Annotated in this window: 13 protein-coding genes and 1 tRNA gene; 4 read left to right on the forward strand and 10 right to left on the reverse strand. The window is 71.1% G+C overall.

Annotated features, from left to right (window positions below; all coding sequences use genetic code 11):
- Positions 1–40 precede the first annotated feature (40 nt).
- Both ACQPZK_RS29365 and ACQPZK_RS29370 read left to right on the forward strand, forming a co-directional pair.
- On the forward strand, positions 41–1,297 hold the full coding sequence (locus tag ACQPZK_RS29365) for a hypothetical protein (RefSeq protein WP_433535987.1): 1,257 nt from the start codon (positions 41–43) through the stop codon (positions 1,295–1,297).
- A gap of 239 nt (positions 1,298–1,536) precedes the next feature.
- Positions 1,537–1,980, forward strand: a complete 444-nt coding sequence (locus ACQPZK_RS29370; protein WP_433535988.1) for an HNH endonuclease — start codon at positions 1,537–1,539, stop codon at positions 1,978–1,980.
- Between the two features lie 68 nt (positions 1,981–2,048).
- Here ACQPZK_RS29370 and ACQPZK_RS29375 read toward each other — a convergent pair whose 3' ends face one another.
- The 3 genes from ACQPZK_RS29375 to ACQPZK_RS29385 form a co-directional block, all read right to left on the reverse strand.
- Positions 2,049–3,620, reverse strand: coding sequence for a serine/threonine-protein kinase (locus tag ACQPZK_RS29375; RefSeq protein WP_433535989.1), 1,572 nt, complete (start codon positions 3,618–3,620; stop codon positions 2,049–2,051).
- 78 nt (positions 3,621–3,698) lie between these two features.
- Positions 3,699–4,271: a hypothetical protein gene (locus ACQPZK_RS29380; RefSeq protein WP_433535990.1), complete on the reverse strand. Its 573-nt coding sequence runs from the start codon at positions 4,269–4,271 to the stop codon at positions 3,699–3,701.
- Between the two features lie 392 nt (positions 4,272–4,663).
- Complete coding sequence (locus tag ACQPZK_RS29385) at positions 4,664–4,924, reverse strand: hypothetical protein (RefSeq protein WP_433535991.1); 261 nt, start codon at positions 4,922–4,924, stop codon at positions 4,664–4,666.
- A gap of 133 nt (positions 4,925–5,057) precedes the next feature.
- Between ACQPZK_RS29385 and ACQPZK_RS29390 the strand changes: the two genes are divergently transcribed.
- Positions 5,058–5,267, forward strand: a complete 210-nt coding sequence (locus tag ACQPZK_RS29390; protein WP_433535992.1) for a helix-turn-helix transcriptional regulator — start codon at positions 5,058–5,060, stop codon at positions 5,265–5,267.
- A 136-nt stretch (positions 5,268–5,403) separates the two neighbouring features.
- Here the strand turns inward: ACQPZK_RS29390 and ACQPZK_RS29395 are convergent, their stop codons facing one another.
- Both ACQPZK_RS29395 and ACQPZK_RS29400 read right to left on the reverse strand, forming a co-directional pair.
- Positions 5,404–6,171, reverse strand: coding sequence for an enoyl-CoA hydratase/isomerase family protein (locus tag ACQPZK_RS29395; RefSeq protein ID WP_433535993.1), 768 nt, complete (start codon positions 6,169–6,171; stop codon positions 5,404–5,406).
- Between the two features lie 111 nt (positions 6,172–6,282).
- Positions 6,283–8,670: a M4 family metallopeptidase gene (locus tag ACQPZK_RS29400; protein ID WP_433535994.1), complete on the reverse strand. Its 2,388-nt coding sequence runs from the start codon at positions 8,668–8,670 to the stop codon at positions 6,283–6,285.
- 168 nt (positions 8,671–8,838) lie between these two features.
- Here ACQPZK_RS29400 and ACQPZK_RS29405 point away from each other — a divergent pair, with 168 nt between their 5' ends.
- Complete coding sequence (locus ACQPZK_RS29405) at positions 8,839–9,414, forward strand: hypothetical protein (RefSeq protein ID WP_433535995.1); 576 nt, start codon at positions 8,839–8,841, stop codon at positions 9,412–9,414.
- 7 nt (positions 9,415–9,421) lie between these two features.
- Here ACQPZK_RS29405 and ACQPZK_RS29410 read toward each other — a convergent pair whose 3' ends face one another.
- The 5 genes from ACQPZK_RS29410 to ACQPZK_RS29430 all read right to left on the reverse strand — a co-directional run bounded on the left by ACQPZK_RS29410 (position 9,422) and on the right by ACQPZK_RS29430 (position 12,773).
- Complete coding sequence (locus ACQPZK_RS29410) at positions 9,422–10,072, reverse strand: histidine phosphatase family protein (RefSeq protein ID WP_433535996.1); 651 nt, start codon at positions 10,070–10,072, stop codon at positions 9,422–9,424.
- Between the two features lie 67 nt (positions 10,073–10,139).
- A complete protein-coding gene (locus ACQPZK_RS29415) occupies positions 10,140–10,559 on the reverse strand; it encodes a VOC family protein (RefSeq protein WP_355050955.1) in 420 nt (139 codons plus the stop codon).
- Between the two features lie 34 nt (positions 10,560–10,593).
- The gene (locus ACQPZK_RS29420; protein ID WP_433535997.1) at positions 10,594–10,995 is read right to left on the reverse strand and encodes a helix-turn-helix domain-containing protein; all 402 of its coding nucleotides are present in this window, start codon (positions 10,993–10,995) and stop codon (positions 10,594–10,596) included.
- Complete coding sequence (locus ACQPZK_RS29425) at positions 10,992–12,038, reverse strand: hypothetical protein (protein WP_433535998.1); 1,047 nt, start codon at positions 12,036–12,038, stop codon at positions 10,992–10,994. The genes ACQPZK_RS29420 and ACQPZK_RS29425 overlap by 4 nt, the downstream gene beginning before the upstream one ends.
- Positions 12,039–12,696: 658 nt before the next feature.
- Positions 12,697–12,773, reverse strand: a tRNA-Thr gene (locus ACQPZK_RS29430).
- Between the last annotated feature and the right edge of the window lie 89 nt (positions 12,774–12,862).

Consider the following 12,862-nt stretch of genomic DNA (forward strand, 5'->3'; position numbering starts at 1 on the left):
TGATCATCTCCTCGATCGACCGGGCGGGAGGGCAGCGGCGATGTCACCACTGCACCGCGCCGGGGCAGCGGATGTACGACCGGCCGAGGAGGCCACCCGGGACGACGCGTACCCGTTGATCCGCGACGAGCGCGCCTGCGTCGTCACCGCCCTGCGCCTGGGCTGGTGGATGGCGGACGCCTACCACCACGGGCAGCACGCCGAGCCGGGGCCGACCACGCCGGTCCACCCACCGGCCAAGCTCTCCAACCTGACCGAGATGTCACTTCCCCGCCGGATGCGGATGTACCTCGACGGCGTCGACGTCGCGCTGGCCCAGATCTCGGCGCTCACCCGACACACCGGGTCGCCGCCCGACACGTCCGCCGCCCGCGCACGGCTACCTGACCTGGATCGGCTCCCCGATCTGGACCGCCTGCCCGACCTGGACCGCCGTCCCGACCTGGAACAGCCGCACCCGGTCGACACCGAACCGCTGCTGCTCGCCCTCGACGACCTCAACGTGGACGTGCTGCGCTGGGCGATGGCCACCAACCTCCGGGTCGGACTGGCCTACCGGCTGGGCCGGTCCCTGGCCGACACCGTCCGGCCCGGAGACGCCGCCCAACTCCTGCGCCGTTTCGACGGCCGACAGATCCAGATCACCCGGTGGTTGGACGAGTTGGCCAGCGTGCTGCCGCCGTACTCGGCCGCGGTGGTGCGCCGCTCGCTGGCCGCGTGGGCGGTGGCCGTGGAAGGGGTCGGCCGGGGTGACCCGACCGAACCGGAGCCCGCCGAGTTGAGCCGCGAACTACGCAACCAGGGCGACCTGTGGCGCGGCGTCCTCACCGGCGGCCTGCACCCGCGGGACCTGCTCGACGAGGAGGACTACGCGGTGGTCGCCCGCAACCTGATCATCAGGGATCGGCGGCTGGTGGCCCAGGCCGCCCGGGGCATCTTCTGGCCGGTGCTGGTGCCCCTGCTGGTGGTGCTCTTCGCGCTGGTCGGCGTGAGCGCGGCAGCTGCCGCCGGTTCGCCCACCACGCGGGCCGCCGTGGCCCTCCTCGGTCTGGGCGCCGGGCTGGCCGCCATCTGGCGCTCCGTCTCGGGACCGGCGTTGGCGGTGGCCGGCGAGGTCAACCGGCCGCTGCTGGACAGCGAACTCACCGTACGGATGGCACTGCGGCTGGACCGGCCACTGACGAACGCCCGCCGCACGGCGGGGAGCACACCACGCACCCGGCGTCAGCGCGCCCCCGAGGAGCCGGGCGGCCGATCGAAATACGTTGCCCCCCTCTCCCGTGCGGACCTACCGTGATCACGCAAGGTCAACCACCACCGCGGGAGCAGGTCATGACGATGTCGCACGCCACCACCGTGCTGTCGTCTCTGCTGTCCGGTGGCGGTTGTCTGCTGCTCGCCGGCCGCGGTTGGCCTGCGGAAGTCCCCCGGGCGGGCCGGCCCGACTGACGCGTACCCGTACGCGCCGAGCCGCCCGTCCGAACGCCGGACCGGGCGGCTCTTCGCTGTCCGTCGCCACTGTCGAAAGGAGTCCCGGTGGACGCCGTCCTCGTCGTCAACGCCGACCTCGGCCCGTTGCACCGGGTCACCGTTCAGCACGCCGTCCGGATGCTCTGCCGACGGGTGGCCGAGATCCACGAGGCCGAGCCCGATCGGGTGATCGGTGTCTTCCCGCTGCCCCGGGTGGTGCGGCTGGTCCGCTTCGTGGTTACCCGGTGGCGGTTCAACTCCGGGCCGGCCTGGTCCCGGGCCGGGGTGCTGCGCCGCGACGAGCGCTGCTGCGCGTACTGCGGTGGCCCGGCGTCGACCATCGACCACGTCCTGCCGCGTTCCCGGGGTGGCCGGAACACGTGGCGAAACACCACCGCCGCCTGCTACGGCTGCAACCAGCGCAAGGGCGACCGGACGCCGGCGGAGGCGGGCATGCCGCTGCGCCGCGAGCCGGTCAACCCGGGCTGGTCGGCGCTGGCCGGGCGGTGACCGACCGGCCGGCGGGAACGGGGGGCCGCGTCCGGGGTACGCCCCGGCGCGGCACCCGTCGGCCCCGGTCAGGCGTCGCGCTCGGTGACCTTCGGCTTCGGCCGCCCGGCGGCGCAGTGCACCCGGATCTCGCTGCTGTGCTCGGGTGAGGTCAACTCGACAGTCACCTGCTTCGCCGGCCCCGCGTCGTACGGCGTCACCTCATAACCCGACGCGGGGGTGACCGTGAGCAGTTCGGCCGAACCTCCGACACAGCGGACGGTGACCGTCCCGCCCTGGGCGCGCACCGGGACACCCGGGGATTCGGCAGTCGGAGACGCGCCAGTGGGCCCGACCGTCGGCGCGACCGTCGGCGAGGGCTGTACCGTGGCCGACGGGCGACCCGGGCCCGCCCCGGGACCAGGGCGGGGTGCCGCCGACGTGGCGCCCGCCGACGGTTCGGCGGGTGGGCGCACAGTGGACGGTTCGGGCTGCGCGACGGTCTCCGGCAGGCCCACCGTGGTGGTGCCGCCCGTCCCGATCCCGGTTCGCGGGGTCGTTCCCTCGTGCCGCCGCGTTCCGTAGTCGCCGAGCGACCCGGCCACCGCCACCGCGGCGATCACCGCGCCGCCGACCACCAGCGCCACCCGTTGCCGACGCCAGGACCGTCGCCGGGGTACGCCGGAGCTGGCGCGGTTCACGCCGTCGGTCTCCCGGGCCGACGCGCCGTCACCCACCTTCGGGTCCGCACCCGCTGCGTCGACACGCTCCGGGGCGGCTGGGCCTTCAGGCTCCGGGGCCGCAGCCTCATCTGCGGCGACCGACCCGGAAGCGGCGGTTTCGCCGGCCAGTCCGGAGACGACCGTGAGCAGGATGCGGGCCACCTCGGCCGCCGGGGGCCGGTCGTCGGGGTTGCGGGCCAGACACCAGTGGTAGAGCCGGTGGACCTCGGCGGGCACCCGGTCGATCTCGGGTAGCGGGTCCGGATCGACGTGGACGTGGGCGCGGAGCATCCCGGTCTGCGTCTCGGCGGCCCACGGCAGCCGACCGGTGAGCGTCCGGTGCAGGAGCAGACCGAGTGCGTACACGTCGGAGGCCGGCAGGACCTCGCCGGCCGCCAGTCGCTCCGGGGCGAGGTACGCGGGCGTACCGAGCAGCCGACCGTCGAAATCGATCTCGGAGTCACCGGCGGCCGCCGCGATACCGAAGTCGAGCACCTTCGCTCCGGTGGGGGTGAGCATCACGTTGCCCGGCTTCACGTCCCGGTGCACCAGCCCTTGGGCGTGTGCTGCCGAGATGGCCGACGCCACCTCGGCACAGACCCGTAGCGCGGCGCGCGGTGGCAACGGCCCGACGGCCAGCCGCCTCTCGAGGGTGTCGCCGTTGAGCAGTTCCAGCACCACGAACGGCACCTGGACACCGTCGAGAGGCGACTCGCCGAAGTCGTAGACGTTTGTGACGTGCGGGTGCGACAACCGGGCCGCAGCCTTGGCCTCGGCCCGGATCCGCTGCCGGGCGTTCGGATCCGCGGCGACGAGCACCTTCACCGCCACGTCCCGTTCGAGCACCTCGTCGTACGCCCGGTACACCGCGGACATGCCACCGCTGCCGAGACGCTCCAGGAGCCGGTAGCGGCCCGCGAGCAACTGATCACGCTGCACGACCGACAGACTGCCGTACGACTCAGGTTCGGCACCACCCGGGATCGAGGTTTCGCAATGGGTGGAACCTCGTGGCGACTACAGGTCCGGATGAGTTCGCAGGAACACCTCGGCCCGACGCGCAGCGAGTATCGCGAATACGTACAGCCAGATGGCCAGCAGGGCCAGGAGCGCGAAGGTCACGGTGAAGAACGGCGCGAAGGTCAGGAACGCCTGCCCCACGCTCATGATCATGACGCCGATCAGGATCATCGAGGACCGACGCTGCTCGATCATCGCTCGCGCGGTTTCCCCGAGCAGAACAACGTCCTCACCCGGCGCCGGATCATCTCGTCGCACCTGTCGGCTCAGGGTCCAGCGTCGGGACCAACTCAATCGCCACAACGTCGACGTACGGTCGGCGCGGGAACCGCCACGGCGCACCAGCCAGACGATGGTGACGATCTCGATCACGAGCCCGGCGAGCAACAGGAATCCACCGAGGTTGGTCGCCCACGATGGCGGGTCACCGTCGAAGACACCCGTGTTCTCGCTGCCCAGTGCCACGCCTACCGTCAGCGCCCCGCACAAGCCTCCCAGCAGCAAAAGCCATCGGATGCGGTGGCGCGGCTTCCGTCCCGCCCGGTTCGAACGCGTCACCGATTCGTCCACGGTGGCCCCCTCGTCGCCGACACCCCCGCGAGGTACCCATCGACGGGTCTGGCTGAAACGCCCCTAACCCTTGGCGGGAGGCCGCCGATCGAAGCCAGGGGGTCTGGGTTGGTCGTCGCGGGAGCGACCCGGATTGCGGGACGGGTTCAGGGCGAATTGGCGAGCGAAGCCCATAAAACGGCTGTACAGCTCGACGGGGTCGGGTGGGGCTGGCAGAAGGAGGGCCAGATCGACGCTCGCCTCACACAGGCACGAGGCCATGTCGAGCGTGAGGAGTCTCGGCTCGTCGGCATAGTCGGCGGTCAACTCGGCCCGAGCCTGCTCGCACGGCCAGGTCCGGGCGCACGCCGCGCATCCCCACAGCGGCCGGATCGGTGCATGCCGTTGGCCGCTCACCGCCGTATCCCCCGGTGCCGGACCGGCGACCGCCGGCTCACTCGACGCAGGGTGGACGGCTGACCGTAGATCACCGAGTTGACCATCCCGAAGATCACCCCGGGCGCCCGCTGGGCCCGGTCCAGGTCCCCGGCGATGCGTGCGATGGCGGCCAGACGAACCCGCGCGTCGAACAGTTCGCGCCGGGCGGCCCACAACGATCCCTCCAGACGGCACACCCGCTCACGCAACCGCTCCAACTCGCTGTCCGGTTCCACATCAACCTCCGAGCTTGGGGATGGAGTGCGGGCACTCCGTGTGAAGTGCTGCAACTACTCCACCCCAGCTCGACCTAGTTGTCAATCTGTAAGTGACAAATGCACACGCTACGACGCGCATACGTTCGGTTTCATGAGGCGACCGCGCCTGTACGGACCCGGCGAGCTGGCCGCCTTGTTCAACGTGTCGCGACAGAGGGTCTTGCAGATCACTCGCCGGCCCGGCTTCCCCGAACCACTCGCCCGGCTCATCGGCATGACCGTCTGGGATGCGGACGAGGTGGACGAGTGGGCGCGGCACAACCGCCCGCCCCGCCCGACCGACGGCGACGACGAGGCGTAGGCGACGCGACACCTCGGAGGCGGCAGGCAGCCGGGACGCAGGTGGCCTAGATCGACTCGAGTTTCATGAAGTCGGCGTGTCCCAGCGAACCGGACACCCCGCCTTCCGGGAAGCCGAGTGGATCAAGCCACGAGCCTCAGCCTTCGGTCGGCGGCCGCCAGGCGAAGCGGGGCGTACGGCGCTCGGCCATGGCGGCCACGCCCTCGCGGGCCTCGCCGCTGTCCACCACCTTCCGGTGCCACCAGGCGATCCGGGCCGGCCCGGCGCGATCGTCGACGATCTCCTTGGCGGCGACGACGCTCAGCGGTGACCGTTGGGCGATCGTCGCGGTGAGGTCGTCCACCCGTGCGGCGAGCCGGTCGCCCGGCAGCACCTCGTCGACCAGGCCGATCCGCAGGGCGCGGTCGGCGTCGATCAGCTCGGCGGTGAACAGCAGGTGCTTCGCCGCCGACGGGCCGACCAGCCGGGCCAGCCGGCGGGTCGTCGGCGCCGGGTAGACCAGCCCGAGCCGGGCCGGGGGTACGCCGAACCGGGCGTCGTCCGACGCGATCCGCAGGTCACAGGCGACCGCGAGCTGCGCGCCGCCCCCGACGCAGGCGCCCCGGATCGCGGCGATCGTCGGCTTGGCGAAGCGTGCCAGCCGCTCCTCGGCGGCGACCGCGATGCTGGTGTCGCCGGCGTCCAGCAGCTCGGCCAGATCACCCAGGTCGGCGCCCGCGCAGAAGGCGTCGCCCGCGCCGGTGAGCACCAGGGCCCGTACCTCAGGGTCGGGCTCCAGCCGGTCGAGCAGTTCGGGGAGCTGCCGCCACATGGCCGCCGTCATCGCGTTCCGGCGAGCCGGATTGTGGATCACGACGGTCGCCACCGGACCGGCCACCGCGACAGTCAACTCCGCGTCCGACACGCAAACCCCTCTTCCCACGCAACCCGAGCCGACCCAGACTGCCAGAACGGCCCGGACGCGAACCCGGCGACCACCGTGCAGGTGGCCGCCGGGTCCGAGGTGCCGGTCAGGTCAGGAGACGTTGACCGCCGTGTCGTCGACCACGAAGGACGTCTGGAGCGAGGAGTCCTCGGTGCCGGTGAACTTCAGGGTGACGGTCTGACCGGCGTACCCGGCCAGGGAGAACGACTTCTGGCTGTAGCCGGAGGCCTTGTTCAGGTTGGAGTAGGTCGCCAGCGTGGCCAGCACCGTCCCGCCCGAGTTGAGCACCTGCACGTTGAGCTTGTCGTACGCCACGGAGGTGGTGGTCTCGGCCGAGTCGATGTGCAGCCAGAAGCTCAGCGTGTACGACGAGCAGCCGGCCGGGAGGGCCACCGACTGGGCGAGCGTGTCGGTGTGGGTGCTGCCGTACCCGTCCAGCCAGGCCTTGTACGACCCGCCGTGGGCCGCCTGCCCGCTGGAGCTGGTGATCACCCCGGAGGTGGCCGTCCAGCCGGTCGACCCGGACTCGAAGCCCGGGTTGGCCAGCTTCTGCCCCGGCGAGGTGCAGCCGCCGCCGGAGCCGTTCACGGTCAGCGTGTAGGTGGCGCTGCGGGTGACCGACCCCGCGCCGTTCACGGTGACCGAGTAGGTGCCCGGCGAGGTGCTGGACGAGGTGCTGATGGTGAGGGTCGACGAGCCGCCCGAGGTCACCGAGGCGGGGCTGAACGCGGCGCTCGCGCCGCTGGGCAGGCCGGACGCGGAGAACGTCACGGTCTGCGCCGAACCGCTCGTGGTGGCGGTCGACACGGTGGTGGAGACCGCGCTGCCCGGGTTCACCGAGCCGGCGGTCGGCGACAGCGACACGGAGAAGTCGTTGCCGGTGGAGCAGGTGGAGTCGTTGCCGGCCACGTTGACCGCCGTCCAGGCGGCCTGCACGGCCTTGTACTCGGTCGAGCAGCTGCCGTACAGGTCGGTGGCCGCCCGCAGGGTGTACGCGCGGGCGGTGTTCGCCGGGTTGCTGGTGTTGACGTACGACGTGTTGGAGGTGAAGTAGACGTCCAGGGCCCGGTACCAGATCTTCTCCGCCTTGGTACGACCGATGCCGGTCACCGCCGGGGCGGAGCCGCAGACCGGCGAGGTGCCGTACGAGGTGGAGCCGGTGCCCTCGGCGAGGTTGAAGTAGAAGTGGTTGCCGACGCCGGAGGAGTAGTGCACGTCCTTGTTCTTCGTGCTGGTGGACCAGCAGGAGTCGGACGCGCCGTCCAGCGACGGGTTGTACATGTAGCGCAGCGGCGTGTTGTTGCCGTTGATGTTGATCTTCTCACCGACCTGGTAGTCACCCGGGTCGCTCGGCGCGGCGGCGTAGAACTCCACCATGTTGCCGAAGATGTCGCTGGTGGACTCGTTGAGGCCACCGGACTCACCCGAGTAGACCAGACCGGCCAGCGCCTCGGTGACGCCGTGGCTCATCTCGTGCCCGGCCACGTCCAGCGCGACCAGCGGGCGAGCGTTGCTTGAGCCGTCGCCGTAGGTCATCTGGGCGCCGTCCCAGAAGGCGTTGACGTAGTTGTTGCCGTAGTGGACCCGGCTCGGAACGCCCTGGCCGTTGCCGAAGATCCCGTTGCGGCCGTGGACGTTCTTGAAGTAGTCGAACGTCTTGGCGGCGCCGAAGTGCGCGTCCACGCCGGCCGACTGCCGATTCGAGTTGGCGCCGTTGCCCCACGCGTTGTCGGCGTCGGTGAACGTGGTGCAGGACGACGTGCCGTTGTTCATGTCGCAGGTACGGCCGTTGCCGCGCACCGGATCGATCATCTGGTACGTGCTGCCGGAGAGCGTCGTGTCGATGCTCACCGAGCCGGTGTAGATGCCCTGGCCGGTGCCGGTGACCGATTCGATCTCGTCGTACGACCCGATCGTCGCGCCGGAGGTGGCGTCGGTGATGACGTGCAGCCGCGACGGCGTCTGCCCGTCCGGCTGCCAGCCGCCGACCACCGTCTCCCAGGCCAGTCGGCCCTTGCCCGAGCTGGCGTCGACGAACAGTTCCGGAGCGCCCACGGTCTCGGCCTTGCCGGTGAACTCGGCGCGGGCCGTCTTCTTCGCCGCGTCGGCGCTGACCTTGGCCGTGGTGAGGAGGGTCAGCGGTGCGGCGAGTCCGACCGAACTGCCGGCGTAGGTGCCGTTCGGCGCGGTGTGGATGACGAAGTCACCGCCGTACACCCGCAGGCCCTGGTAGGTGCGGGTGTAGCGGGTGTGCGCCGCGCCGGAGGCGTCCACCCGGGTGCTCTGCACCTGGTAGGACTCGGCGCTGGAACCCTGGACCGCGCCGGGGTTCGTCTGCAGGACGGTCGCCGCCCGGGCCGCGGCGGAGGCGTCCGGCGCGGGAGCGGGAGGTGGAGCGGCGTGCGCCGCGGTGGCGACGCAGGTCAACAGGCCACTGGTGAGCAGCGCTGCGCTGACGGCCGCAAGGGGTCGTTTCACGTGCCCTCCTGGAAGGAGAAAGGGTGTGACGGGGGTAGTCACGGATGTAGATATAGCTATGTGTTGAAGAAAAGAGAAGCCTTGGACCGCTCCCAGACATTGAGACTGGCCGAACGGATGACTGCCTTGACAAGGGAACCAACGCACGCATTGGCGCGTCCGACGGACATGAGACCCGCCTCGACGACCGGCGTCACGATCGCGCTCCTGGCCGCCCTCCTGGCCGGCTGCACCGGCACCGACCGGGCCGCCACCCCCAGCGACCTGCCCTCGGGCAGCGGCGCGACCGCAGGCCCGGACCCCACGAACATCCCGGCGCCGAGCGGCCTGGTGCCGAGCGGACCCGTCCCGAGCGCACCCGCACCGAGCGGACCCGTTCCCAGCGGTCCGAAAGCCGACGACCGGGCTCGCGTCGCGCTGTTCCGCTCCGGCGGTTTCGCCGGGCGCGGCGACAACATCACCGTCGAGCCGGACGGGCGGTGGACCGTGGTGGATCGGGCCGGCGGCCGTCGTACCGGCAAGCTCGGCACCGCCGACCTCGGCCGGCTGCGCGGGCTGGCCGCCGACCCACGGCTGAACGCCGAGGCCCGTCGCACGGCCACCGCGTCGAGCTGCGCCGACGCGTTCAGCTACCGCCTCACGGTCGGGACGGTCGAGACCGGGTACGTCGACTGCCCCGCCGACCCCGCACCGCCGCCCGCCACCCGGGCGCTTGTCGAGCTGCTGCTGAAGGTCACCGCCTGACGGCGAGTCACACGAGGTAGTCCGGGGGAAGACCGGTGCCGCGCAGCTCGACCGGCAGGTGCGCCACGTCGTTGACGGCGATCAGGTTCGGTGGCCCGGCCGGGGAGTACCGGATGACGGTCAACCCCGCGTTGTGGTGGTTCGAGCCCAGCCACCGCCGCTCCGGCGCGTCGAGGGCGTGCCGGACCAGCCAGGCGATCAGGAACGTGTGCGTCACCACCAGCTCGCGGACCGGCTCCCCCACGACCACGGCATCGTCGGGAGCGACCGGTCCGGTGAAGCGCCGCACGGCCTCCGCCGTCACGCGCGGCCCGTCGGCCCGCTCGGCCGTCGAGAATCCGGCCAGGAACTCGGCGTACGCCGACGGCAGGCCGGTCGGGTCCGTGTCGTGCGGGAGATGGTCACCGGCCAGCTCGGTGACGTACACCGGAACGTCGGGCAGTGCCGCGGCGACCACCTCGGCCGTCTGCGCGGCCCGGCGCAGCGGCCCGTGGTGGACGGCCGCGAACGGCCGGCCCCGCAGGCGCTCGGCGAGCAGCGCCGCCTGCCGCCTGCCGCGCTCGGACAGGCCGGTGTCCGGCTCGGTCGAGCCCGTTTCGGCGTACCCGGTGAGATCCTGCTCGCCGTGTCGGACCAGGTACAGCAGCCGCGTTCGCATGACGTACACCCCAACACACCGGAAGGCGCGGTGCTGGCCCGCGCCCTCCGGTTTCTGGATCTTTTGACTACGCCCGGGGGAACATCTGGCCGATGCGGATCTTGTTGCCGAACGGGTCCCGGATGCCGAAGTCGATCCCGTACGGCCGCTCGGTCGGCTCGTCGGTGATCTCGACGCCCTTCGCCACCAGGTCCTCGTGCGTCTTGTGGGCATCGTCGGTGGTCATGAAGAGGTATCCACCGAGGGCGCCCTTGGTGAGCAGCTCCCGCACCTGCTCGGCCGTCGCCGGGTCCAGCGCCGGCGGGCCGGGCTTCTCCAACAGGATCTCGCGCTCCGGGTCACCGGGCAGGTTGACCGTGAGCCAGCGCATGAAGCCGAGATCCTGATCGGTGTTGACCTCCATGCCGAGCTTGTTCACGTAGAAGTCGAGCGCCTCGTCCTGGTCGAGGACGTAGATCTGGGAGCGGCTGATCGCGTTCATCGTCATGCCACGACCGTAGAGGGTGGCCCTGACCTGCTGCTTATCCAAAACTGCTGGGACGCGTCCACGCCTTGGTGAAGCAGGACGGCACGTTGCCGACGGCGACGCGGCGACGCCGGAACTCCGAGGGCGACTCCCCGACGATCTGCCGGAACGTCCGACTGAACGTGCCCAGACTGCCGAAGCCGACCGCGTAGCAGATGTCCGTCACGTCCCGGTCCGTCTCCACCAGCAGCGTCATGGCCCGCTCCACCCGACGGCGTTGCAGGTAGCGGTGCGGCGTCTCACCGAAGGTAGTCCGGAACGTCCGGATGAAGTGCGCCTCGGAGACGTGCGCGATCCGGGCCAGCGCCGGGATGTCCAGCGGTTCGGCGTACGACCGGTCCATCGCGTCACGGGCGCGCAGCATCGCCCGGTTGGACTCCTCCACGGCCCGACTCACCGCGGACCCCCGGGCGGCAGGACCGGCGTCTGCGTCACGTCCTGATCGCGCAGCTTGGCGTAGACGACCTCGGACGTGAACCCGCCGATGAACCCGATGGCCAGCACGAAGAAGACCAACCTTCGCGCCGCGTCACCGTCGAGCAGGCCCGGGTTGGTGCTGAGCTGCGCCGCCACGAACAGCAGGAAGGCGATGACACCGGCGGCCGAACCCAACGCCGCCGCCCGCAACCAGTTGCCGTTGCCGTCGTACGCGTTGCGCACGATCGCGCCCCACACCGACGCGAACATCGGCGCGGCCACCAGGACCGCCACGTTCTGCCAGCCACCGGCCGGCGCGGCGTACGCCAACGGGATCGTGGCCAGCGCGAGCAGCAGCAGGACCAGCGCGGTCACCAGGCCCGCCACCGTACGCCGACCAGCGGCGCCCTCAGCGCGTTCCTCATCCGCGCGACGCCGCACCTGGGCGCAGAGCGCGGTGACGATCGGGCCGGCCGCTGCCGACTGCCAGGGTCGGGCCAGCAACGCCACCTCCTCCTCGGTGGCGACGCCACGCTCGTTGGTGAGTCGCTGCCACGTCTTCTCCGCGCCACCGCCGAAGGCCGCGACCGCAGCGACCGGGATCCGACGGGACAGGCCGATGAGCCCGGCGATGAACGTGGAGCGTCCGCCGCCCATCAGCAGCAGCGCGTCGACCGTCAGCAGTGACCGGTAGAAGCTGACCTCCCAGTCGTCGGTCGACTCGGGCACCACGGCGAACAACTCCGGGTGCTGCTGGGCCTCCTCGAAGTCCACGTCCTGCTGGTACCGGCCCCGGACCAGGATCGACCCCGGTTCCGCCCGACCCGAACCCACGTAACCGCGCACCACGTCCCGTTCCACGAAGTCGGGATCGTTCGAGTACACGACGATGCGGCAGCCCTGCTTCGCCAGCTCCGCGCCCAGCTCGGCCGCCGCGGCGGGCGCGGCCTCCGGATCGCGTACGGCCGGCGAGTAGGAGCGGTTGATCTGGGCGCTGCCGGCGATCGCGACGAGCGGGCTCATGCGACTCCCTCGACGTCGGGTGATACCCGAACTATAGGAGTGGCCGCCCATCGATGGCCCGTACCGGCCGCACGGCCGGGGTGTGCCGGAGATTCTGAGCCTCCGGCCGCGAGCGGACCGGCGACATCTCGCTTACAAGCTCGCTGCAGGTCGTCCGGCGTCGCCTGTCCGTGTTCGCGACCTCGGGCGATTGTCCACACACTCGTTCGTCCATGCCCCCTCGTCTGGCCCCGGCGTTCTTCGCTGCTGCCGCCCGCCCGCCCGCTCGGGAGCGGACGGCGAGCAGGTGTAAAACCCGGCGGGGGATGCAGACACAAGCTGGCGACCGTTGGCAACTGGTGGCGGCCTGGCTCAACAGGCAGGTGCTACACCTCGTCGGTTGACGTCCGGGACCGACCCGCATCGAAGTGTTCGCTGCCTTCTTGCTGCCTCGCCGATTGCCCGACGTCTCGCTTACGCGGCGTTTCGGTGAGAATCGGAGCGTCCCCTGAAGTACCCGGACCTGGCACAGGAGCAAGAGCCACAGACCCTCGACCGCCACACGGCCCGCGGCAAGCCTCTTGAACTGCTCAAACCTCGCCACCGCCACGCTGCCCCGGCACCCGGCCCGACCCGGCGAGGTCGACGCCGCGCTGGCCGAGAAAGCGCCTTCTGGATATGGAGCCCCCGGCCGGGATCGAACCGGCGACATCTCGCTTACAAGGCGAGTGCTCTGGCCAGCTGAGCTACAGGGGCGCGTGTGTCGACGCCAGCATAGCGACTGACGTCCGGTTATCCCGCTCGCGAGTGCTCCCGAGCACGGGAAACGTCAACAACCCGACGGA

The organism is Micromonospora sp. CA-249363 (genome assembly GCF_050950185.1).
Lineage (GTDB): Bacteria > Actinomycetota > Actinomycetes > Mycobacteriales > Micromonosporaceae > Micromonospora.

Coding starts and splice junctions, on each gene's coding strand:
- ACQPZK_RS29365 (WP_433535987.1), top strand. CDS start 41: ATGTCACCACTGCACCGCGCCGGGGCAGCGGATGTACGACCGGCCGAG.
- ACQPZK_RS29390 (WP_433535992.1), top strand. CDS start 5,058: ATGAGGCGACCGCGCCTGTACGGACCCGGCGAGCTGGCCGCCTTGTTC.
- ACQPZK_RS29405 (WP_433535995.1), top strand. CDS start 8,839: ATGAGACCCGCCTCGACGACCGGCGTCACGATCGCGCTCCTGGCCGCC.
- ACQPZK_RS29410 (WP_433535996.1), bottom strand. CDS start 10,072: ATGCGAACGCGGCTGCTGTACCTGGTCCGACACGGCGAGCAGGATCTC.
- ACQPZK_RS29415 (WP_355050955.1), bottom strand. CDS start 10,559: ATGACGATGAACGCGATCAGCCGCTCCCAGATCTACGTCCTCGACCAG.
- ACQPZK_RS29425 (WP_433535998.1), bottom strand. CDS start 12,038: ATGAGCCCGCTCGTCGCGATCGCCGGCAGCGCCCAGATCAACCGCTCC.